The 22,100-nt window shown below is 67.7% G+C and carries 20 protein-coding genes; 11 read left to right on the top strand and 9 right to left on the bottom strand.

Features of this window, described 5'->3' with window-relative positions:
- Window positions 1–38 precede the first annotated feature (38 nt).
- Window positions 39–860: a BtpA/SgcQ family protein gene (locus tag ACZ50N_RS11200; RefSeq protein ID WP_464475372.1), complete on the top strand. Its 822-nt coding sequence runs from the start codon at window positions 39–41 to the stop codon at window positions 858–860.
- Window positions 857–1,201: a cupin domain-containing protein gene (locus ACZ50N_RS11195; RefSeq protein WP_464475371.1), complete on the top strand. Its 345-nt coding sequence runs from the start codon at window positions 857–859 to the stop codon at window positions 1,199–1,201. Before ACZ50N_RS11200 ends, ACZ50N_RS11195 begins: the two co-directional genes overlap by 4 nt.
- Here ACZ50N_RS11195 and ACZ50N_RS11190 read toward each other — a convergent pair.
- Window positions 1,194–1,655 (bottom strand): winged helix-turn-helix transcriptional regulator, encoded by a 462-nt coding sequence (locus tag ACZ50N_RS11190; RefSeq protein WP_464475370.1) that lies wholly within the window; start codon window positions 1,653–1,655, stop codon window positions 1,194–1,196. The two genes, ACZ50N_RS11195 and ACZ50N_RS11190, sit on opposite strands and share 8 nt — an antisense overlap.
- A 95-nt stretch (window positions 1,656–1,750) precedes the next feature.
- Here ACZ50N_RS11190 and ACZ50N_RS11185 point away from each other — a divergent pair, with 95 nt between their 5' ends.
- Both ACZ50N_RS11185 and ACZ50N_RS11180 read left to right on the top strand, forming a co-directional pair.
- Window positions 1,751–2,935 carry a thiolase family protein gene (locus tag ACZ50N_RS11185; protein ID WP_464475369.1) on the top strand — a complete coding sequence of 395 codons (1,185 nt, stop codon included), beginning with the start codon at window positions 1,751–1,753 and terminating at the stop codon, window positions 2,933–2,935.
- A gap of 5 nt (window positions 2,936–2,940) precedes the next feature.
- Entirely contained in the window at window positions 2,941–3,435 is a 495-nt protein-coding gene (locus ACZ50N_RS11180; protein WP_464475368.1) for a DUF302 domain-containing protein, read from the top strand.
- Here ACZ50N_RS11180 and ACZ50N_RS11175 read toward each other — a convergent pair.
- Both ACZ50N_RS11175 and ACZ50N_RS11170 read right to left on the bottom strand, forming a co-directional pair.
- Window positions 3,425–3,817 (bottom strand): nitroreductase family deazaflavin-dependent oxidoreductase, encoded by a 393-nt coding sequence (locus tag ACZ50N_RS11175; RefSeq protein WP_464475621.1) that lies wholly within the window; start codon window positions 3,815–3,817, stop codon window positions 3,425–3,427. The genes ACZ50N_RS11180 and ACZ50N_RS11175 overlap by 11 nt on opposite strands.
- 92 nt (window positions 3,818–3,909) lie before the next feature.
- Window positions 3,910–5,337, bottom strand: a complete 1,428-nt coding sequence (locus ACZ50N_RS11170) for an APC family permease (protein WP_464475367.1) — start codon at window positions 5,335–5,337, stop codon at window positions 3,910–3,912.
- A gap of 115 nt (window positions 5,338–5,452) precedes the next feature.
- Between ACZ50N_RS11170 and ACZ50N_RS11165 the strand changes: the two genes are divergently transcribed.
- The gene (locus ACZ50N_RS11165) at window positions 5,453–7,135 is read left to right on the top strand and encodes a serine hydrolase domain-containing protein (RefSeq protein ID WP_464475366.1); all 1,683 of its coding nucleotides are present in this window, start codon (window positions 5,453–5,455) and stop codon (window positions 7,133–7,135) included.
- Here ACZ50N_RS11165 and ACZ50N_RS11160 read toward each other — a convergent pair.
- Window positions 7,125–7,874, bottom strand: a complete 750-nt coding sequence (locus ACZ50N_RS11160) for a glucosamine-6-phosphate deaminase (RefSeq protein ID WP_464475365.1) — start codon at window positions 7,872–7,874, stop codon at window positions 7,125–7,127. The two genes, ACZ50N_RS11165 and ACZ50N_RS11160, sit on opposite strands and share 11 nt — an antisense overlap.
- 116 nt (window positions 7,875–7,990) lie before the next feature.
- Here ACZ50N_RS11160 and ACZ50N_RS11155 point away from each other — a divergent pair, with 116 nt between their 5' ends.
- Window positions 7,991–8,842: a GntR family transcriptional regulator gene (locus ACZ50N_RS11155; RefSeq protein WP_052765255.1), complete on the top strand. Its 852-nt coding sequence runs from the start codon at window positions 7,991–7,993 to the stop codon at window positions 8,840–8,842.
- 19 nt (window positions 8,843–8,861) lie between these two features.
- Here ACZ50N_RS11155 and nikE read toward each other — a convergent pair whose 3' ends face one another.
- From nikE to ACZ50N_RS11140, 3 genes are read right to left on the bottom strand one after another with little or no spacing between them, the layout of a single operon-like run.
- Window positions 8,862–10,538, bottom strand: coding sequence for a nickel ABC transporter ATP-binding protein NikE (gene nikE / locus ACZ50N_RS11150; protein WP_464475364.1), 1,677 nt, complete (start codon window positions 10,536–10,538; stop codon window positions 8,862–8,864).
- Window positions 10,535–11,482, bottom strand: coding sequence for an ABC transporter permease (locus ACZ50N_RS11145; RefSeq protein ID WP_053079283.1), 948 nt, complete (start codon window positions 11,480–11,482; stop codon window positions 10,535–10,537). Before ACZ50N_RS11145 ends, nikE begins: the two co-directional genes overlap by 4 nt.
- The gene (locus ACZ50N_RS11140; protein ID WP_464475363.1) at window positions 11,479–12,435 is read right to left on the bottom strand and encodes an ABC transporter permease; all 957 of its coding nucleotides are present in this window, start codon (window positions 12,433–12,435) and stop codon (window positions 11,479–11,481) included. The genes ACZ50N_RS11145 and ACZ50N_RS11140 overlap by 4 nt, the downstream gene beginning before the upstream one ends.
- A 124-nt stretch (window positions 12,436–12,559) precedes the next feature.
- Between ACZ50N_RS11140 and ACZ50N_RS11135 the strand changes: the two genes are divergently transcribed.
- From ACZ50N_RS11135 to lysA, 5 genes are all read left to right on the top strand, one after another.
- A complete protein-coding gene (locus tag ACZ50N_RS11135; protein WP_464475362.1) occupies window positions 12,560–14,197 on the top strand; it encodes an ABC transporter substrate-binding protein in 1,638 nt (545 codons plus the stop codon).
- Complete coding sequence (locus ACZ50N_RS11130) at window positions 14,197–15,663, top strand: leucyl aminopeptidase family protein (RefSeq protein ID WP_464475361.1); 1,467 nt, start codon at window positions 14,197–14,199, stop codon at window positions 15,661–15,663. The genes ACZ50N_RS11135 and ACZ50N_RS11130 overlap by 1 nt, the downstream gene beginning before the upstream one ends.
- A 68-nt stretch (window positions 15,664–15,731) precedes the next feature.
- On the top strand, window positions 15,732–17,096 hold the full coding sequence (locus ACZ50N_RS11125) for an aspartate aminotransferase family protein (protein WP_052765251.1): 1,365 nt from the start codon (window positions 15,732–15,734) through the stop codon (window positions 17,094–17,096).
- Entirely contained in the window at window positions 17,086–18,570 is a 1,485-nt protein-coding gene (locus tag ACZ50N_RS11120; protein ID WP_464475360.1) for a xylulokinase, read from the top strand. The genes ACZ50N_RS11125 and ACZ50N_RS11120 overlap by 11 nt, the downstream gene beginning before the upstream one ends.
- Complete coding sequence (lysA, locus tag ACZ50N_RS11115; protein WP_464475359.1) at window positions 18,567–19,856, top strand: diaminopimelate decarboxylase; 1,290 nt, start codon at window positions 18,567–18,569, stop codon at window positions 19,854–19,856. The genes ACZ50N_RS11120 and lysA overlap by 4 nt, the downstream gene beginning before the upstream one ends.
- Here lysA and ACZ50N_RS11110 read toward each other — a convergent pair.
- Complete coding sequence (locus ACZ50N_RS11110) at window positions 19,853–20,302, bottom strand: nitroreductase family deazaflavin-dependent oxidoreductase (RefSeq protein WP_073683784.1); 450 nt, start codon at window positions 20,300–20,302, stop codon at window positions 19,853–19,855. The two genes, lysA and ACZ50N_RS11110, sit on opposite strands and share 4 nt — an antisense overlap.
- On the bottom strand, window positions 20,299–22,074 hold the full coding sequence (gene aspS, locus ACZ50N_RS11105; RefSeq protein ID WP_464475358.1) for an aspartate--tRNA ligase: 1,776 nt from the start codon (window positions 22,072–22,074) through the stop codon (window positions 20,299–20,301). The genes ACZ50N_RS11110 and aspS overlap by 4 nt, the downstream gene beginning before the upstream one ends.
- Between the last annotated feature and the right edge of the window lie 26 nt (window positions 22,075–22,100).

Here is a 22,100-nt window from a genome sequence, read left to right as displayed (position 1 = left end):
CCAACTCTTTCGAAGCCGTACAACAGAAAGGCACTCCCGTGACCACCACCTGGCTCGACGAGGTTTTCGGCGTCCGCAAGCCCGTCATCGCCATGCTGCACCTGTCCGCCCTGCCCGGGGACCCGGGCTACGACTCGGCCGGCGGCATCGCCGCGGTGCTCGAGCGGGCCCGCACCGAACTCGCCGCCCTGCAGGGCGGCGGCGTCGACGGGATCATGATCAGCAACGAGTTCAGCCTGCCCTACCTGACCAAGACCGAGCCGATCACCGCGATCACGATGGCGCGCATCATCGGGGAACTGCTGCCCGACATCAGCGTGCCCTACGGGGTGAACGTGCTGTGGGACGGTCGCGCCTCGATCGATCTCGCGGTCGCCACCGGGGCGTCGTTCGTGCGGGAGATCTTCACCGGCGTCTATGCCAGCGATTTCGGCCTGTGGGACACCAACGTCGGTGAGGTGGCCCGCCACCGCGCCCGCGTCGGCGGCGCCGGGGTCAAGTTGCTGTTCAACATCGTCCCGGAATCGGCGCAGTACCTGACCGACCGGGATCTGGCCGCGATCACCCGCACCACCGTGTTCGCCACGCTGCCGGACGCGATCTGCGTTTCGGGCGCCACCGCGGGCTCCCCGACCGACACCGAGGCGCTCAAAGTGGTCAAGGACGCCGCCGGCGCGGTGCCGGTGTTCGTCAACACTGGGGTGCGGGCCAACAACGTCGCGAGCCAGCTCGCCATCGCCGACGGCGCGGTGGTGGGCACCTACTTCAAGAAGGACGGCGTCTTCGAAAACCCCGCCGAGAAGTCGCGGGTGGAAGAACTGATGGCCGCGGCCAAAGAGTTCCGGCAGGGCCTGCAGTGACGGCGCTGCAGGCGAACGCGGTGCTGCGCGCCGCGCACGTGCCCGTGGAGCTAGTCGACGTGCCAGCCGATCAGAGTGTGGCGGGGCGGCCGCAGACCGGCAGCGTCGAGCTGGGCACCCTCGGCGAGGTCGAGGTCGGCATCTGGGAGATGACCGAGGGCACGATGACCGATGTCGAGAGCGACGAGATCTTCGTCGTGCTGTCGGGCCGAGCAACGGTCGAATTCGCCGATGGCACGGAACCATTGACCCTCGTGGCGGGCGATGTCGTGCGGCTGGCCGAGGGTGCGCGCACCACGTGGACCGTGACCGAGCGGCTGCGCAAGATCTACCTCACCTGAGCGCCACGCCCAGCTCGTCGGGGGGTACCACATGCCCGTTGTCGCAGACGATCTCGACGTGCGCCTGGGCCCCACACTCGAGGTGCTTCAGCCGTAGCGCCGAGTCGCCGAGGTGCTTGCGGCCCCACTCGAACATCGCCCACACCACCGGCATGAACTGCGTCCCGGCCTCGGTGAGCACGTACTCGTCGCGGACCCGCTGGCCCGGTTCGCGGTAGGGCTGCTTCTCGAGCAGACCGGCGTCGACGAGTTCGGAGAGGCGGGCGGACGTGGCCGCCTTGGTGATGCCGACGCGGCGGGCGAAATCGTCGAAGCGGGTGGTGCCGTAGAAGGCCTCCCGCATGATCAGCATCGCGGACTTGGTGCCGACCAGCCCCATGGTCTTCTCGATCGGACACTTGCCGATGGCCGACCACGCGTCGCGGTCGGCCAACGGGCCCTGCAGCACTGTCATGCAGATCACCCCTCCGCTGGGTTGTTGTCGGTGAACTCAGCTGTTACATCTGAGTATAGAGAGCAGTACTCAGAGTCGAGTCTTCAGGAGGACCCATGGCCGAATACTCCGACCGCGACGCCGTCATCGTCGGCGCGGTGCGAACCCCCGTCGGTAAGGGTAAGGCCAGCGGCGCGCTGCACGATGTGCTGCCCGCCGACCTACTCGCCCACAGCCTGCGCGAGGTCGTCACCCGCACCGGCGTCGACCCGGCCGACGTCGACGACGTGATCGCCGGTGCAGTCACCCAGGCCGGTGACCAGGCACTCAACATCGCGCGGAACGCCGTGCTGGGCGCAGGCTTCCCCGAGTCCGTTCCGGGTACGACGGTCGATCGCCAGTGCGGCAGCAGCCAGCAGGCGATCAGCTTCGCCGCCCAGGGCGTGCTCGCCGGTGCCTACGACATCGTCATCGCGGCGGGCGTCGAATCGATGAGCCGCGTCCCGATGGGCGCGGCCGTCCTGCCGGGCAGCAGCCCGTTCGGCGACGGTGTGGCGCAGCGCTACCCCGACGGCCTCGTAACCCAGGGCAACAGCGCCGAACTGATCGCGGCGAAGTGGAATCTGTCGCGCACCGAGCTCGACGAGTTCTCTGCCGAAAGTCACCAGAAGGCGGCCCGCGCTGCCAAGGACGGGCTGTTCGACGCCGAGCTCACACCGATCGCAGGGTTGACCCACGACGAGATCATCCGTCCCGACACGACGGTGGAGACACTCGCCGGGCTGAAGCCCGCGTTCTACAACGAGGCCATCGGGGCACGCTTCCCGCAGATCGACTGGCGGATAACCCCGGGCAACAGTTCGCCGCTGTCCGACGGCAGCGCCGCGGTGATGATCACCAGCGGGGCCGCCGCGCGCCGGCTCGGCCTCACACCGCTCGCCCGCATCCACACGACGGTCGCGGTGGGCTCGGACCCGCTGTACATGCTGACCGGCGTGATCCCCGCGACCGCGAAAGTGTTGGCGCGCTCGGGCCTGTCGCTCGACGACATCGACCTGTTCGAAGTCAACGAGGCGTTCGCCCCGGTCGTGCTGTCGTGGGCCCACGACACCGGCGCAGATCTGAGCCGCACCAATGTCAACGGCGGCGCGATCGCGATCGGGCATCCACTGGGGGCCAGCGGCGCCCGCATCATGACCACGCTCGTCAATGCGCTCCATCAGCGTGGGGGTCGTTACGCCCTGCAGACCATGTGTGAGGGCGGCGGGATGGCCAACGCCACGATCATCGAGCGGCTCTGACGACGATGACCCGCGCCGAGGAAATCCACTTTGATGGAGTCCGGGTGCGCTACGACAGCGCCAAGAGTTACGACGATCTGGTCACCGCGCTGCTCGCCGACATCGGCGAGCAGCCGGTGCCGATCGACGAGATCGGCACCGCGGGTGGCGATTGGGAGGCCTACCAGCGTCGCGTCGAACCCTACGTCGGACCCAGCGGATTCATGCTGTTCGCTCTGCTCGATCACGGGGCCTGGATCGGCAAGGCCGGCATCGAGCGCAAGGTGCTGCGGGTCATCCTCGGCAATCCGCTGATCGCGATCACGATGCTGAGGCACGACCAGACGGCGGGGCTCTTCGTCCCGGTCGAGGTGCTGATCCTCGACGAGAACGGGAGCAGCAGCCTGACCTACGTCAGGCCGTCCTCGTTGATGTCGGTCGAGGACAACGCGGAATTGCGCAGCGCCGCTGTGGCACTCGACGTGAAGCTGGCGGCGTTGGCCGCCAAGGTCACCTCGTGAGCTCGAACAGCGGGATGACCCGGGTCGTCTTGGCCTGGTACTCGCCGAATTGCGGTGCCTTCTCGACGACGCGAGGGTAGAGCGCGTCGCGCTCCTCGCGCGGCAGCTCTGTGGCCTGCGCGTCGTAGGCCTCCTCGCCGATCTCCACGTGCACCGCCGGGTGCGCGCGCAGATTGTGCACCCATGCCGGAGCCTTGGGTGCGCCCCCCATCGAGCCGGCGATCAGGATGCGGCCGTCGATGGCGAAGTACACCAGCGGGGACACGCGCGGCTGCCCCGACTTGGCGCCGGTGGTGGTCAGCAGCACGATGGGCGAACCCTCGAACGGTCCGCCCACCTTGCCGCCGTTGGCGCGGAACTCCTCGACGACCTGCCGGTTCATCTCGTTGAGCGCGTCGGCGTTGTTGACCAGTTCTTCTGAGTTGAATTCACTTGAGTCACTCACACCTGGACACGACCCGCAGGACGCGAAATCTATTCCCCGTAGCGTCGGCGGCCCGCCGTGTAATACGGCGCTTTGCCGATGCGCGCCGAGAGGAACGACAACACCAGGCCGAAGGCCGAAAGCCCGACGCCGAAGGCGATCTCGATCCCGTTGAGGGAACCGGACGCCAGCGCATAGACGATGACGAAGGCCAGGAAGAGGGCACCCAGGCCCGGCATCACGCCACCGATCACGAAATCGCCGACCGAGCGGGTGATCTGAGAGCGGTAGCACCAGATGGCAGTGCTGGCGGTGAGCAGATAGAAGATGGCAGCCATCAGGCCCAGGGTGCTGACGATGTCGGCCAGCGCGGCGCCCACTGAGCTGATCAGTGTCGAACCCCAGAGGAACACGACGTTGAGCAGGCCGAAAACCAGCGTGGCGTTCCACGGTGTGCCGAAGCGGGCGCTGACGCCGGCGAACCAGGAGGGGATGACGCGGTCGCGGCCCATCGCGAAACCGATGCGCGACGAGCTGACGATCGCGGCCAGAAGCGACGCGAGCGTGCCACCGAGCACAGCCGCGATCATCACCTCTTTCCAGAAGCCACCGCCGAGGCGCTCCCCCACGAACGCCAGGATGTTCGCGGCGTGGTCCTGCATCTCGGACATGGGTGCGATGCCCTGGAACGCGAGCACGGTCACCGAATAGATGACGAACAGCAGGACGACGCTCGTCACCGCAGCCCGCCCGGCTTTCTTGCCCGAGGACTCCTCACCGACGTAGGCCGCGGTGTCCCAGCCCGAGTAGAGGAAGATCGCGAGCAGGACGCCGGCGATGAGCGAATCGAAGCCCCCGGCGCCACTGACGGTGAACCACGACGAATCCACCGCTACCACTCCGGGATGGCCCGAACTGATGTAAACGACAGCGGCAACGGCGAATCCGAGAACGAGCGCGTATTCGAAGACCGCCCACATCCACTGGAACTTCGCGGAGAGCTGAGCACCCAGCGCGGCGACGACGAGCACGACGACGTTGAACACGGTGCCGACGGCGGCCACCGCGACGGCGTCGTTGGCCGCGTCGTCGGAGAAGAAGCTCAGCAGGTAGCTACCCAGGGGAATCGTCAGGCTGGTGGTGCCGACCGTGTAGTAGAGCAGCATGATCCAGCCGGCGAAGAAGCCGATGTGCGGGTTGAGGACCCGGCCCACCCACGAGTAGGTCGCGCCCGCACTGGGTTGCCATGCGTGGAGCCGCTGGTAGCCGAGCGCGATCCCGAGCATGGGCACGAAGCAGATCAGGATCGGCAGGAAACCCGCGTACGAGACGGTGGCGAGGATTGCCGCGAGCGTGACCGCGACGCTCTGGGTGGGGCCGGAACTCGCGAGCGCCATCACGACGACGTCGCCGGCGCGCAACGCCCCGGACCTCAATGTGCCTCGCTGTTGATTCTGCTCAGATGCGGTGTCGGACACGGCGAATACTCCTCGGGCTCGGCCCCCGCGCCAACGTAATACTCAGTATATTGTCCTGCAACTCGAAGGTTGGTCGGTGCGAGACCTCGCCCGACGATGCGAATGGAGTTCTGGTGTGACGTCATCCGAGCGGGTCCGGACGGACCTGATGGCCCTCATCACGACCATCGCCCGGCAGTGGTCGATCCCGGGAGGTGCGGTCACGGTCGTGGACCGACACGGTGAGGCCTTCACTCATTCGTTCGGCTACGCCGATTTGGCTGCCGGCATCGCCGTCGCTCCCCCGCATCGCTTCCAAATCGGCTCCATCAGTAAGACCTTCACTGCGATCGCGGCTCTGCGCGCCGTGCGGAGTGGACAGCTCTCCCTCGACGAGCCGGTGAGCGCCGTCCTGGACTGGCTGCCCGAACCCCTCGATGACGATTCACTCACAGTGCGCAGGTTGCTCAATCACACTGCGGGCCTGGTGTCCAGCGTCGACGCCGTGCCCGACGACATCGGTCAGGCGATCTCTTTTCGGGGCTCGCTGTCATCAGCTGCACCGGGCAGCTTCTTCCACTACTCCAATCTCGGGTACATCTTGACCGGCCTCGCAGTCGCTCAGATCTCCGGCCGGAGTCTGGTCGAGCTGGTCCGCGACGACATCCTGCGACCCCTGGGCATGTCGGACAGCACCGCCTGCGTCACCTACGACGACGACCCGGCAATGGCCCGCGGCTACCGACCGCTGCGCGACGATCGGCCCTGGATTCCGGGCGACCCCGTGACAGCCGTGCCCTATCTCGAAGTGGCCGGCGCCGACGGCAACATCGCGGCGACGATCGCGGACCTCGCGCGTTTCGCCCGGGTGCTTCTGGGGCGAGGCGCCATCGACGGCCACAGGCTCCTCGAGGTCGAGGAGTTCGCCGCCATGGTGCATGCCACCGCACCGTCGGGAGAGGACGTCCTCGCGCTGCCGGGTGTCCCGGCGTCGACGACCAGTCGGTACGGCCTAGGGGTGAACGTCGAGCAGGTCGATGGCCGCACCGTGCTGTCCCACGGGGGCGGAATGGTCGGCTACGCATCCTTCCTGCTCGCCGACCTCGACCACGGGCTGGCCGTCTGTGTCCTGACCAACGCCAACGGCGACTCGCCGGTGGCCGAAGCGATTGCCCGCACCGTCGCCGCGGAGTACGAACACCCCGGTTCGGTAGCTCGGGACGACCTGGACCCCTCCTGGTGGGACGCGGAGCAGGCCGCCGAACGCGTCGGTGAGTTCACCCACACGGCAGCCGGTTCCGCACCACACATCCTGCGATGTCGTGTCACCGACCGGGCCGGTGCTCGCGTCCGGCTCGGCATCGACTCCGGGGGCGACACCGGAGGCGACACGGCACCGCTGCTGCGCACGTGGGGCGATGCGGCGCTGACGCGACACCGTGGCCTGCGCGCCTTTGCTCTGCGCTTCGACGCCGGCGCATGGCATTGGGGTCCACGCACTTTCCCTCGCGGCGACAGCCGGGGACAGCGACTGCCGGAGCCGGCGGACGCCGCGCTGTGCGGCCGCTACCGTTCCTACACGCCGTGGTTCACCAACTTCCGCGTGGTGGCACGGGGCGGTCGACTTCTCCTGATCGCGCCGGGTGGTGTGGAGGCGCCCGGCGGCGAGGTCGAGCTGGTGCCCCTCGGCGATCGTGTCTATCGCATCGGTGCCGATCCCCGCCTCCCAGAACGCCTCACCTTCGGGCCGCTGGTCGGCGGCGTGGCCGCGTGGGCCGAACGCGACGGCTGCCGCTACTCGCGTGCTTTCACCGACTGAGCATTCGGTCGTTCACCTCGAGGGCGGCCGCAGCAGGCGGGTCGACGATCACGACCGCATGCGGATGGCGCTGCAGGATCGACGCCGGACACTGCGTCGAGACCGGTCCGCGGACGGCGTCGGCGAGCGCCTGAGCTTTTGCCGCTCCGGTGGCGATCAGGACGGCGGTGCGCGTCTGCATGATCGTGGCCAATCCCTGGGTGACACACAGGGTCGGCACGTCATCCAACCGCTCGAAGAATCGGGCGTTGTCCCGCCGGGTCGACTCGGCGAGAGCCGCGACCCGCGTACGTGACTCAAACAGCGACCCCGGCTCGTTGAACCCGAGGTGCCCATTGCGGCCGATCCCCAGGATCTGCAGATCGACTCCGCCGGCCGCACGGATGGCGTCCTCGAAGTCGCAGCACGCGGCGTCGAGATCGTCCCCGATCCCGGTGGGCACTCGAACACGCAGGGGGTCGAGGCCCAGGGGCTCGGTGACGTGGGTGCGGATCACCGCGGCGTAGCTCCGCCGATCCTCGGGTGGCAGACCGACGTACTCATCGAGGGCGAAAGCACGTACCTGGCTCATGTCCAGACCGCCCTGCACGTGCCGGACCAGTTCGGAATACAGGCCCAACGGGCTCGACCCCGTCGCCAGCCCCAACACCGCGGTAGGCCGTCGACGGACGAGCTCGACCACCTGCGCTGCCGCGGTCACCGCCACCCCGGCGGCATCGTGAGCGACGACGATTTCCACGTTTGTCCTCATTCCTTGTATAACGATGTCGACACTATGCGGGACGGCAGCGACACCGCGGGTGCCGGAAGGCAAGACTGGGGCATGATCGGTCGTCAGCCCACCTTGGAGGAGATGTGACCGGAGGGGTACCGGACAAGCCCACAGCGACGGACGCGACCCGGCCGCCGCGTGCCCTGCGTTATCAACATGTCTACGACCTGGTCGTGAACATGATCGAAGAGCAAGGCCTGCGCGAGGGCGACCAACTGCCGAGCACCGCAGAACTCGCCGAGATCGCCGGAGTCAGCGTCATCTCGGTGCGCCGCGCGCTGGACGAACTGACGCGCAGCGGCAAGATCGTGCGGCACCAGGGTGTCGGCACCTTCGTTGCGCCACAGCGGTTGGTCAGTGAGCCGTCGCGACCCGGCGCGTTGCTGGACACCCTGACCAGCCCGGGCGGCGATGTCGAGCTCACCACCGAGCTCGTCAGCATGGTCGTGGGACTGCCCAGCGCGAAACACGCTGCGGCGCTGGGAATCGACGCCGGCCAACCGGTATGGGAGATCAGCCGACTGCGTCGCCTCGGCAGCGCGCCGAAGGTCCTGGAAAAGGCTGTCCTCCCTCTGCAACTCGTACCATCGCTGGACGAGACGCGCATCGCCGACGGCGGATCGCTCTACGGCTTTCTCTCCGAGCGTTACGCGCTCACAGACGATTTCGTCGAGCAGGTCTTCGAGGTCGATCAGCCCAACTCCTGGGAACGCGAACATCTGCAATTGTCGGCGAAGGTCAATGTGGTGCGGATCCGTGGAATCAGCGTCACCGCAGCCGGCGTCGCCTTCGACAGCTTCCAGCAGACCTACCCTGCTCGCGAGTTCCTGTTCTACGTCTCGGGTAATTCCGGGCCGCGGTTGATGGAGTCGCATGACAACGGGCCTTGGTCGGTGCGACCGCTCGGCGCACCGCCGTCCGCCGGCGACGACTGAGGTCATCGGCACGCTCGGGTCACAGCTGCCTCCGCGCGGGGTCGGGGCTCGGCACACTCGCCAGCAGTGTGCGGGTGTAGTCGGCGCGGGGTTCGTGGACGACCTGCCACGCCGCCCCTTCCTCGACGATCGCGCCGTCTCGCATCACGATGATGCGGTCGGCGTAGGCGGCGGCCGTAGACAGGTCGTGGGTGATCATCAGAATCCCCATCCGGTGTTCACGGCGCAACGCGTCGAGCAGTTCCAACACACCCGTGCGCACCGACACGTCGAGCATCGACACCGGTTCGTCGGCGAGGAGCAACCGTGGCCGCAGGACGAGGCTGGCCGCTATCGCCACGCGCTGACGTTGCCCGCCCGACAGTTCGTGCGGGAACCTGTCTGCGAACGCCGCGGGGTCGAGCCCCACGTCGCGCAGCGCTTCCTCGACCAGGGTCCGTCGCTCACCCCTACCGGCGCCGATCCGATGGACCACGAGCGGCTCGGCGACGGTGTCGGCGACGCGCAGTCGACCGTCGAGCGCCTCGTAGGGATCCTGGTAAATCATCTGGACGTCTCGACGCAATGGCCGCCACGCCGCAGCATTCAGGGTGGTGATCTCCTTGCCACCGATTCGGATGGAACCCGACCGCACCGGCTGCATCCCCAGGATCGCCTGCAGCGTCGTGGTCTTGCCGCACCCGGACTGTCCGACGAGAGCGACCAGCTCACCCTCGCCCACCGTCATGCTGACGTCGGCGACCGCGTCCGGCGGTCGCGAGGACGTGTCCTCGTCTGCTTTCTCGCGTGTCCACCGTCGCCGCCGCGGACGTGCCACATCGCCGAATGTCACGCGCAGGTCCGCAATCTCGAGCAAAGGTGTTGCCGGCGGCAGACTTTCGCGGGCATCCTCGACGGCGGCAAGGTCGGGCGTGGACTCGAACAATTGACGGGTGTAGGGATGGGTGGGCCGTCGATACAGGTCCTCGACCGTGCCCTGTTCGACGATACGGCCGTCGCGCATCACCGCGGCCCGCGTGCACGCCTGTGCCACCACGCCGAGGTCGTGGGTGACCAGCACCAGCGCCAGGCCGAGTTCGCTGGACAGCGAGACCAGCAGGCGCAGCACCTGGTCCTGCACCACGACATCGAGAGCCGTGGTCGGTTCGTCGGCGAGGAGCACCTTGGGTTCGCACGCCAGCGCCATGGCGATCACCGCACGCTGTTTCATCCCGCCGGACAGTTGGTGTGGGTACCGGGCGTCGGTGCCCGGCGCCAGCCCCACGAGTTCGAGGAGCTCTCGGGTGCGTTCGACCGCGCGACGGCCGTGGGCGATCCCGTGGACCTCGAGCGCCTCGCGGATCTGCCGACCCACCGTCATGACCGGGTTGAAAGCACTCATCGCACCCTGGAACACCATCGCGACGTCGGTCCAGCGGTGCGCACGGATCCCCGCCTCACCGCCGGCGAGGATGTCACGACCGCCGACGCGGATCTGCCCGCCGACCGTGGCGGTGGGGGGCAACAAACCCAGCGCGGCGAGGATCGTGGTGGTCTTCCCGCACCCCGACTCGCCCACGAGTCCGACCCGCTCCCCCGGCGCCACCGTCAGCGACAGATCCTTGACGGTGTGGATCTGGTTGCCGCCGTGGTGATCTCGCGGGTCGAACCAGACGTCGAGACCCACGAATTCGAGGGCGTTCGCCGGCGCGGTCACAGCGCATCACCCCCGCGTCCCACGAGGGGCCGCATCCGCCACGACGACGTCGACAGGTACGACGAACGCAACCGGGGGTTCAGTCCGTCCTCGATCGAGTTGCCCACCAGGTAGCAGCCCACGATCAACGCCGCGACGCACAGCCCTGCGGGAACGATCGCCCACCAGGCACCGGTGCTGATTGCGCCCCGTTCGAAGGCGTGCTCCATGATGGTCCCCCAGGTGACCGCGGTCGGATCGGACAGACCGAGAAAGGCCAGCGCCGTCTCGTTGAAGACGGCCAGCGTGATCGCCAGCACCGTGTTGGCGATCACCAGCGGTCCCAGCTGCGGCAGGATATGCGTGGCGATGATGCGGGTGTGGCTGGCTCCGATGGAGACCGCCCTGCGGACGTAGACCCGCTCCCTCAGCGACTTGACCTGCGCGCGAATGACTCTGGCCGTGCTGGTCCACATCAGCAAGCCGATGACCATGATGACGTGCGTCAAGCTCGGCCCCCACACGGCGGCGACGACGATCATCAGCACGATCTGCGGAACCACCATGAAGTAATCGGTGATCCGCATCAACACGCTGTCGACCCAACCGCCGAAGTAGCCGGACAGCACACCCACGACCGTTCCGATCACGATGGCGATCACGGCCGCGGTGAACCCGACGAACATCGACACCTGGCCGCCCTGGAGCACGAGACTGAGCACGTCGACGCCGCCGTCGTCGCAGCCGAGCGGGTGGCTGCCCGACGGAGGGTCGAACACCGGACAGCTGGGGATCGACGTGCTGTAGGGCTTGAGCACCGGCGAGAAGACGGACACCACGAGGAACACCGAGATGACGGCGAGACCTACGAGGGCGGGCGGCCGCTTCATGGCGGTACGGAGAGCTCCCCAGGCACCACTGCGCTGTTCCCGCCGCGCCGGGACGAGGTTCTCCTCGGCAGTCATTGCGACACCCGGGGGTCGAGTCGGAAGTACAACAGATCGGCGACGTAGTTGAGCACGACCACGGTCACGGTGATGGCCAGGAATCCTCCCTGCAGCATCGGGTAATCCCGTTGCAACACAGCGTCATAGAGCGCCCTCCCGATGCCCGGCCAGGAAAAGATCACCTCGACGAGGATGGAGCCGCTCACGACAGCGCCCAGGGACAGCGCGACCTGGGTGATCGTCGGCAGCGCGGCGTTGCGCAGGGCGTAGGACCAGATGATCCGGCGCCGCGAGAGCCCCTTGGCGCGGGCGGTCAGGATGTAATCCTGACCGAGGGTCTCCACCATCGCCGAGCGCACGATGAGCGCATTCTCGGCGTAGAGCGTGAGCACGAGGGTCAGTACCGGCAATGCCATGTGCAGGAGGAGATCGGCGAACTGCTCTCCCGGCGACAGGGCAACGGCGAACGGGTCACGCATCCCCACCGACGGCAGCACCCCGGCGAACATGATCAGCAACATCATGCCGAGGAACTGCGTCGGAAAAGCGTAGAACGCGACAGCGACGCCGGTCGCGAGATGATCAGCAAGGGTGTTGCGCCGTACCGCGGCGTACACGCCGACGGCCACGCCGAGCAGGATCGCCAGGATGGTCCCGGTCGCGACCATCGGCAGAGTGTTACCGAATGCCTCGGTCAGGTTGTCCAGCACCGGTTGTCGATTGGTGAACGAGACACCCAGGTTGCCGCGGCAGAGTTGCTCGACGTACAGCAGGTATTGCTGCCAGAGCGACTTGTCGAGACCGAATTCGACCTCCAGTGCGTGACGGAGCGCCGGCGAGGCGTTGGGGATTCGCGACACCCGGGTGACCGCGTCTCCGGGCAGCACCCGGAACAGGACGAAGTTGACCGTCAGGGCTATGACGATGGTGGCCACGGCGAAAAGCGAACGCTTCCAAAGGTACCCGCGCACCCACTCCCCTTCCTCCAGTTGACAACCCGCTCATCTGAGTCATGATACTAAGCACAACAAGTGACCATGCGCACCTCGAACCACGACGTCGAGGCAACGCCTTGTCCAGAGAGGATGCCCGTTGATGAGGTGTAGAGGTGCGCTCGCAGCGCTGATCGCTGTCGCCGTGATGATTGCCGGCGCCGGCTGTAGCTCCCGCGACTCCGGCTCGACAGTTCTGCGGATCGGGGTCAGCGCGACCATCGACTCCCTCAATCCGTTCGTGTCCAGCTCCGACTACAGCAGCGTCGTCTTCGAGTACGTCTATCCGCATCTGACCGAGTACGACACAAAGGACATGTCGCTGCGGCCGTCGTTCGCGACCTCGTGGAAAACCTCGCCCGATGGTCTCGTGTGGACGTTCGACACGGCCGAGAACGCGACGTGGTCGGACGGGAAGCCGCTGACGGCCAAGGATGCAGCCTTCACCCTGAACACCATCGGCAAGTTTCGCGACGGCGCCGCCGGCAAGCTCGCCGGGTTCATGCAGGGGCTGACGTCGGCCACCGCCGACGGCGACAACCGTCTGACCCTCACCTACTCGGCGCCGGTGTCCAATGTGCTCGCTCAGATGACACAGCTGCCGATCCTGCCCGAACACATCTGGTCGCAGTACGCCTCCGGGGACGGCAAGGAGCTCACGACCTTCGCCAACGAGGCACCGATGGTGTCCGGTGGGCCGTTCCGGCTGACCGAGTACCGCAAGGACCAGCTCGCCCTGTTCGACCGCAACCCCGCCTGGTGGGGCACGGCCAAGCCGACCATCAGCGGCTTCGGCCTCCAGATCTTCGCCAACTCCGACGCCATGGTGACGGCGCTGCGGACAGGGCAGGTCGACATGATCGGCGAGTCGACCCCCGCCACCACCGTGCCCTCGCTCAAAGACGCCGGCATGGTCGTCGACACCGCCCCCGGCACCGGTTACTACGAGCTGATCATCAACACCAACCCCAAGAAGAAGAACCACCCCGAGCTGTTGAATCCCGAGGTGCGCAAGGCCTTCGAGTACGCGATGAACCGATCCGAGATGGTCAGCACGGCATGGCTCGGGATGGCCACACCGGGGTCGACCATCGTGGCCCCCGCGACCGGGTTCCACGACAGTTCGATCCAGGGGCTGCCCTTCGACCTCGGGCAGACCAACGCGATCCTCGACGGCCTCGGCTTCCGGCGCGGCGCAGACGGCATCCGGGTGGCCGACGGGGTGCCGATGAGTTACGACGTCATCTTCCCGACCGAGATCAACGGTGCCGGCGACCGGATGTTCCAGACCATGCAGAACGCCTTGCGGGGCGCCGGCATCAACCTGGTGATGCGCAAAATGGACACCGATGCGGCCAGCGCGGCGATCATGGGGCCGGACAACACCTACGACGACTTCGACATCGCCATGTGGGACTGGATTCCGCCGGTGGATCCCGACTTCCAGCTCAGCGTGCTCACCTGTGCACAGTGGGGCAACAACAACGACAGCGGTTACTGCAACCCCGAATACGACAAGCTCTACGCCGCCCAGGGCATCGCCCGCACACGCGAGGAACGCCAGCAGATCGTCAACCAGATGCAACAGCTGGCGTTCACCGATCGGCCCTACATCGTGCTGGTGTACCAGAACGTCATCGAGGCGCACAGTCCCACGTGGACGGGCTTCCTGCTCTCGCCGCTGGTCGGCTCCGTCAACAATCTCTCCACGCAGACGCTCATGCAGGTTCGGCCGGCCTAGTGGACGCCGTATCGCTGACGCACCACGATCCGGCCGAGCTCGCCGCGCTACTCGCCGACCACCAGGGGGCGACCGTCGTCGTCGGCCTGCCGTGTGGATCGCGCGGCGTGTTCGCGGGACCAGGAGCGACGCTGCTCGCCGACGCCCTCGGCCTGGATGTCGTCGATCTGGTCGTGACCGATCCGGAGTTCGACGGCGGTGCCACGGCCCGGTCGGTGCTCGCCGTCCCCGGACCGTCCGGCCCGGTCCGGGTGGTGGCGGTGGGTATCGGCGGCGGACGCCCGACATCACACGGGCTGTTCGACGCCGCTCTGGCTGCGCGGGCCGGAGTGACGGTGCTGTCGCTCCTGGCGCTCGAGGCCGAGAACGCTCTGGGCGCGGTCGCCGAGGGCCACGCGATCTCGGCATGGCAGTACCACCGCGACGGCAGCCCGACCGAGGCACGAATCCATCTCGTCGGTGCGACCGCGACCGATTCCGACGCCGTCCTCTCGCGCGCCGCGACGGTGGCACAAGCCACGGGATGGGTCCGCCAACTGGTCGAGACTCCCCCGAACACGTTGTCGCCCTCGGCTTTCGCCGCCGCAGTCACCGACTTTGCCGAGCAGACCGCGCCCGGTTCGGTGGTCGTCGAGACGTGGGACGCCGATGCACTGCGTGACCGCGGGTTCGGCGCCACCCTGGCAGTGGGCGGGGCGAGTGCCCGCCCGCCGCTGGCCGTCGTGGTGCGGATAGAGGGTGAGGCGCAGGGGATCGGGCTGGCGGGCAAGGGCATCACCTTCGACTCCGGCGGGATCAACCTCAAGCGCGACGGCGGCGAGTTGAGCTGGATGAAATCGGATATGGCAGGTGCGGCGGCCGTCGCGGCGGCGGTGATCGCGGCTGCGGCCCTCGGCCGGACGGCCCCCGCAGTGGCGGTGCTGCCGGTGGCCGAGAACATGCCAGGCGGAGCCGCTCTGCGGCCCGGCGATGTCGTGCGCCACCCCGGTGGACAGACCACCGAGGTCCTCGACACCGACTGCGAGGGTCGCCTGGTCTTGGCTGATGCACTGAGTTGGCTTGTCGGACAGCATCTTTCCGGCGTCATCGACGTCGGGACGCTGACCGACTCGGGGGGCGTCGGCCCCGCGTATTGGGGTTGCTGGACCAATGCGGTGGCTCTTGCCGACGATCTCATCGACTCCGGGAGAAGGGCATTCGATCCCGGATGGCAGCTTCCCCTGCACCCGACCTACAGGGCGATGCTCCCCTCGCGCGTCGCCGACATCGCCAACGCTGCGCCGGATCACCCCGATTCAGGGCAGCTCGCGGCCACGTATTTGCGCTCTCTCGTCGGCGACACACCCTGGGTGCACATCGACAACGGGTCGGCAGCCTGGCTGGAACGCGACGCTCACCCGTGGCCCGCCGGCGCCACCGGCACCCCGGTGCGGGCACTCGTGGAGTACCTCCATCCGTCGGCATGAAGGCTTTCGCCATACATACTTAGTATACTAAGCTTGATCCTGAAGGCTCGGACTCCAAAGAAGAGGATATGGACACACACGCCATGACGTCGTTCGACACCGCCTACGCCGAGCGGACCACCGCCACCAAGGCCCTTTACGACCGCGCCCGCCGCACCATCCCCGGCGGCGCCGGCAGCACGGCACGTCTGCCACGCAACGGCTGGAAGCCCTACCCGCTGTTCATGAGTGAGGGCAAGGGATCCCGGCTGCGCGACGCCGACGGCAACGAATACATCGACTACCTGCTGGGCCTCGGGCCGATGATCCTCGGACATCGCCACCCCCAGGTGACGCAAGCCGTCGTCGATGCGGTCAACCAGTACGGCACGTGCTTCGGTCTGCCCTACGAACTCGAGATCGAGGCCGCCGAGAAAGTCGTCGCGGCCGTCCCCGGTCTCGAGCAGGTCCGCTTCACCAACTCCGGTTCCGAGGCCGTCGGGACTGCCGTTCGGCTCGCCCGCGCCACGACCGGGCGACGGCTCATCGTCCGCTTCGAGGGTCACTACCACGGCTGGCAGGACACGGTGTACTGGTCCAATCACGTCGACCCGGTGCTGGCCGGGCCCGCGGACAATCCGCGCCCCGTCGCCATGGGCCCGGGCGTGCCGGCCGAACTCGAGGACACCCTTGTCGTCCTCACCTGGAACGACCCGGAGAGCTTCGTCCGCCTGATGGAGCAGCGCGGCGAGGAGGTGGCCGCTGTGCTCACCGAGCCCGCGGTGTTCAACACCGGATGCATCCTGCCCGAGCCCGGCTACCTCGAACTGCTGCGGGAACAGACGACCAAGTACGGCGCCATGCTCATCTTCGACGAGGTCATCACCGGCTTCCGGTTCGCCCGCGGTGGGGCCCGCGAATGGTTCGGGGTGCACTCCGATCTGACCACCTACGCCAAGGGCGTCGGCGGCGGATTCCCCGTCGCCGCCATCGGCGGCACCACCGAGGCGATGCGCATGATCGCCGACGGCACCTACTCACACTCGGGCACCTACAACGCCAACGTCGTGCAATGTGCCGCCGTATCGGCCACCATGGACGTGCTGGCCACGCCGGGCCTCTACGAGCGCCAACGCGCACTCGGCGACCGGCTGGGCAGCGGACTCAAAGCGCTGGCCGACGAGAAGGGAATCGACGCGTACGTGGAAGGCATCGGCACGGTGTTCCAGTTCTGGTTCACCGATCGCCCCATCAAGAACTGGCGCGACGCTGCCGCCCACGCTCACGAAGACATCTTCACCCGCTGGTACCAGGAGATGGTGGTGCGCGGAATCCTTTTCCACCCATTGCAATTCGAGAATCTGTTCGTCTCGCTCGTACACACCGACGCCGACATCGACGAAACCCTGACCGCGGCCGAGAGCGCCCTGACCGTGGTGGCGCGTGAGCGCTGAGGCACCGACCCTGGCGATCGGCCTCGACCTCGGAACCAGCAGCCTCAAGGCCGTCGCCATCGACGACTCCGGGCGGTGCGTGGCGCGTGCGCGCGCCGACTATCCGACGGAGCAGCCTGAAATCGGTGCGGCGGAACAGAACCCGAGTCACTGGCTGGCTGCCTGCGACACCGCGGTCCGCGCCCTGGCGCGCGCCACCAACCCGCGGTCGTGGCGGGCCATCGGCCTGTCTGCGATGTTGCCCACGCTGGTGAACCTGGACCTCAGCGGCGCCCCGGTCGGGCCGGCTGTGACGTGGATGGATGCCCGCGCCGAGGCCGAGGGCCAGCGAATCCTGGCCCGCACCGACCCGGAGGTGTCCTACGCCAGGACCGGACAGCGGTTCGACGGCCGCTACCTTCTCGCGATGCACCTTCGTCGGGTGGACCGAGGGCTACCGACTGACGCGATCACGTGCGGCGCCAAGGACTTCCTGTTCGCGACCCTGACCGGTGAACTCCTCACCGACCCGAGCACCGCCGCCGGCTACGGCGCCTACGATCTGCACACCCGGGAGTGGGACGACGACATGCTCGCAGCGGCCGCCGTGCAGTCCGTGCCCGCCGTCGTCTCCTCCGACACGACACGACCCCTTCGCGCCGACGTCGCCGGCCGGTGGGGTTGCGCGGCGGGCATTCCCGTCACCGTCGGTGCAGCCGACTCGGTGCTCGGCGCCTACGGCCTGGGTGTGCGCGGGCCCGGTGACGTGGCCTACATCGCCGGCACCAGCAACGTCATCCTCGGGTGGGCTCCGACTCCCACGACCGATCCGCAGGGGCGCTACCTCGTGACGCCTCTGGCCGGCGACGGGTTCGGCCTCGAGATGGATTTGCTCGCAACGGGTTCAGCTCTGGAGTGGCTCGCCGGCCTGCTTTCCGTCGACGGCCCCGCGGCGGTGGCCGAACTGGCCGCGTCCGGGTCTCTCGACGATGCTCCCCTGGTGCTGCCCTACCTCTCGCCCGGCGAACAGGGTGCGCTGTGGAATCCAGATCTCGTCGGTGCGATCGAGGGACTGACCCTGCGCACCACGCCGGCCGACCTCGCCAGGGGACTGACAGCAGGAATCGTGCTGGAGTCGCGGCGCTGCACCGAGGTACTGGCCGAGGCAACAGGTTCTTGTGGTCCTCTGGCGCTCAGCGGCTCGGGTGCGGCGTCGACGACGTTCCGCCGCGACCTCGCCGACGCCACCGGACGCACAGTCGTCTTCGACCCCCATGAACGCGACCACTCCGCGGTCGGTGCCGCGACGTTCGCCGGATGCGCGGCGTTGGCGTGGTCACCGCACGTGGACCGGCCGATCCACCGAGCCGAGGTCATCGAACCCGATCCGGGCCGCGCCGAGCGGTGGGCCGAACGCTTTGCCCGCCACGACGATTCCGTGCGATCGCTGGCCGCGCGCGTCGCCACGAATCATCCCGCGGAGCAGAAGCGATGACCCAGATCGGCACACCCGGCGACATCGATCTGTCGTTGTACCCAGACGGCACGACACTGGACTCCGCGGGGCGTCTCCTCGTCGGCGGATGCCGCGTCGATGAACTGGTCCACCGATACGGCACGCCCGCGTACCTCATCGACGAAGGCGCGTTGCGCCGGACCGCCCGCCGCTACCTCGACGCCTTCACCCGCCGCCACCCGCGATCGCTGGTCCTGTTCGCGGCGAAGAGCTTCCCGTCGGCATCGGTGATCGGTGTGGTCCAGGAAGAGGGGTGCGGCGTCGACACCGCTGCGGCAGGTGAATTGGCTCTCGCGCTCGCCGCCGGCGCCGACCCCCGTCGAATGGTGTTCCACGGCAACGCCAAGACCGACGACGACATCCGCGCCGCGCTGCGCGCACGGGTGCGCTACATCGTCGTCGACAACCTCGACGACGTCGAGCGCCTCGCCAGGCTCGCGGACGAACCCGTTCCGGTGCTTCTCCGGGTGAGCCCCGCACTCGACGCCAAGACACACCAGGCCATGATGACCGGCCACGACGCGTCCAAGTTCGGGATCCCGTCCGACCAGGTCGACGAGGTGATCGGGATCATCACCCGGGAACCTCGACTCGACCTGCGAGGCCTGCACGCACACGTCGGTTCGCAACTGCTCGACCTCGACCAGTTCTCCGCCGCGGTGCGCGCTCTCGCCCAATTCGGCCGATTCGGCGCCTACGACCTCGGCGGCGGCCTCGGTGTCCGCTACACCAGCTCTGATCACGCGCCGTCGGTCGAGGACTATGCGCAGCACCTGGTGTCAGCTGTCCACCGCCACCTCGGCGAGGGCGTCGAACTGCTGGTGGAGCCAGGACGGTCGATGGTCGCGCGCAACGGCATCACCGCCTACCGTGTCGTCACCGTCAAACGGGGGGCACGCACGCACGTCGCTGTCGACGGAGGAATGGGCGACAACCTCGAGGTGTCGCTGTACGGCCAGCCGTTCCAACCGTCGGTGATCGATCGCAGCGGACCAACTGAAACCGTCGACATCGTGGGCCGGCACTGTGAATCAGGCGACGAGATCGCCCACGGGATCACAGTCGTCCAGCCGCAGGTGGGCGATCTGATCACCGTGCCGGTCACCGGGGCGTACTGCTACACGATGGCCAACAACTACAACACGGCTCTGCGACCACCCGTGGTGTTCTGCCGCGACGGAGTCGCGCGACTGGCGGTGAGGCGGGAAACCCTCGACGACCTCTTGAGGCGCGAACAGCTGCTCCCGCCGCAGGCGCCGAACTAGACGCGGTTCAGCTCGAACAGCGGGATGGTCCGCGACGTGTTGGCCTGGTAACCCGCGAACACCGCCGAGTACTCGACGACTTTCGGCCACGTCGCGTCACGCTCGTCGGCGGGTAGTTCGCGCGCCACCACGTCCCACGTCTCGGTGCCGACCTCGATCCGTGCCCGCGGGTCGGCGCGCAGGTTGTGCACCCACGCCGGATTGTTGGGTGCGCCGGCATACGAACCGACGATGATCATCTTCTCGTCGATGGTCAGATAGGCCAGCGGGGAGAGCCGCGGTTGACCCGATTTCGCACCGACGGTGTGCAGCAACAGCAGCGTGCCACCCTCGAAGGGACCGCCGACCTTGCCGCCGTTGGCCCGGAACTCCTCGACGATCTTCCGGTTGAAGTCGTCGAGGGCCGCGGTGTCGGAGACGAGCTTGCTCTTGTCGATCTCGCTCACGGCTTGTCCGCCTTCTCCGGCTTCGCGTCGATGCCGGATTCTTTGCGCTGCTGCGGCGTGATCGGCGCCGGCGCATCGGTCAGCGGGTCGACTCCGCCACCGGACTTCGGGAACGCGATCACCTCGCGGATCGAGTCCACCCCGGCGAGCAGCGCGACGATCCGGTCCCAGCCGAACGCGATGCCCCCGTGCGGCGGTGCACCAAACGTGAACGCGTCCAACAGGAACCCGAACTTGTCCGCAGCCTCGTCGTGATCGATGCCCATCATCGCGAACACCCGCTCCTGGACATCGCGGCGATGGATACGGATCGAACCGCCGCCGATCTCGTTACCGTTGCAGACGATGTCGTAGGCGTCGGCGAGCGCGGAGCCCGGGTCGGTGTCGAACGTCGCCTCCGAATCGGGCTTGGGCGAAGTGAAGGCGTGGTGCACCGCGGTCCACGCGCCCGATCCGACGGCGACGTCGCCGGAGGCGGTTGCGTCGTCGGCCGGCTCGAACAGCGGCCAGTCCACTACCCAGGTGAACGCCCACGCGGTCGGGTCGATCATGTCGAGACGCTTGGCGATCTCGATGCGCGTGGCACCCAGCAGCGCACGCGCCGCCTTCGGAGTGCCTGCGGCGAAGAACACGCAGTCCCCGGGCTGCGCGCCGACATGGGCGGCCAGACCGTCACGTTCGGCGTCGGACAGGTTCTTGGCGACCGGTCCGGCCAGCTCACCGTCCTCACCGACCAGCACATAGGCCAGCCCCTTGTGGCCGCGCTGCTTCGCGAACTCCTGCCAGCCGTCCAGCGTGCGCCGCGGCTGCGAGGCTCCGCCGGGCATCACCACGGAACCGACGTAGGGGGCCTGGAACACCCGGAACGGGGTGTCGGCGAAGTACTCGGTGCACTCCACCAGTTCCACCCCGAAGCGCAGGTCGGGTTTGTCGCTGCCGAAGCGACGCATCGCCTCGGCATAGCTGATGCGGGGCAGCGGAGTGGGCAGGTCGTAGCCGATCAGCGCCCACAGTGCACGCAGCACCTCTTCGGACACGGCCATCACGTCGTCGGCGTCGACGAAGCTCATCTCCATGTCCAGCTGGGTGAACTCGGGTTGGCGATCGGCGCGGAAATCCTCGTCGCGGTAGCAGCGCGCGATCTGGTAGTAGCGCTCCATGCCTGCGACCATCAGCAACTGTTTGAACAGCTGCGGGCTCTGCGGCAGCGCGTAGAACGAGCCGGGCTGCAGGCGGGCCGGCACCAGGAAGTCGCGCGCGCCCTCAGGCGTCGAGCGGGTCAGCGTCGGCGTTTCGATCTCGATGAAGTCGTGATCGGCCAGCACGCCGCGGGCGGCCGCATTCACCTTGGAACGCAACCGGATTGCGTGTCCGGGGCCCTCACGGCGCAGATCCAGGTAGCGGTACTTGAGCCGCGCTTCCTCGCCGGCGGTCTCGTCGAGCTGGAACGGCAGCGGCGCGCTCTCCCCCAGCACCGTCAACGAGGTCGTGTTGACCTCGACCTCGCCTGTCGCGATGTCGGCGTTGGCGTTGCCCTCGGGACGGATCTCGACGACGCCGGTGACGGCGACACAGAACTCCGAGCGCAAACGGTGGGCCTGCTCGAGGACGGTGCCCTCCCGGAACACGACCTGGGACACGCCCGACGCATCGCGCAGGTCGATGAAGATGACGCCGCCGTGGTCACGACGGCGCGCCACCCAGCCGGCCAGCGTGACCGTCTGCCCGGCGTCGGCGGCACGCAACGATCCGGCGGTGCGGGTACGCAGCACGAAACACTCCTTGTAAGACGGCGGTG

The organism is Mycolicibacterium obuense, from assembly GCF_055397605.1.
Note: the sequence above shows the minus strand (reverse complement) of the source record. Positions and strands in the feature narration are given on the sequence as shown.

What these genes read in the sequence shown, in the direction of transcription:
- ACZ50N_RS11190 (WP_464475370.1), bottom strand. Translation starts at nt 1,655, where the DNA reads ATGACAGTGCTGCAGGGCCCGTTGGCCGACCGCGACGCGTGGTCGGCC.
- ACZ50N_RS11180 (WP_464475368.1), top strand. Translation starts at nt 2,941, where the DNA reads ATGACCCGCGCCGAGGAAATCCACTTTGATGGAGTCCGGGTGCGCTAC.
- ACZ50N_RS11145 (WP_053079283.1), bottom strand. Translation starts at nt 11,482, where the DNA reads ATGACTGCCGAGGAGAACCTCGTCCCGGCGCGGCGGGAACAGCGCAGT.
- ACZ50N_RS11125 (WP_052765251.1), top strand. Translation starts at nt 15,732, where the DNA reads ATGGACACACACGCCATGACGTCGTTCGACACCGCCTACGCCGAGCGG.
- ACZ50N_RS11135 (WP_464475362.1), top strand. Translation starts at nt 12,560, where the DNA reads ATGAGGTGTAGAGGTGCGCTCGCAGCGCTGATCGCTGTCGCCGTGATG.
- ACZ50N_RS11185 (WP_464475369.1), top strand. Translation starts at nt 1,751, where the DNA reads ATGGCCGAATACTCCGACCGCGACGCCGTCATCGTCGGCGCGGTGCGA.
- ACZ50N_RS11175 (WP_464475621.1), bottom strand. Translation starts at nt 3,817, where the DNA reads ATGAACCGGCAGGTCGTCGAGGAGTTCCGCGCCAACGGCGGCAAGGTG.
- lysA (WP_464475359.1), top strand. Translation starts at nt 18,567, where the DNA reads ATGACCCAGATCGGCACACCCGGCGACATCGATCTGTCGTTGTACCCA.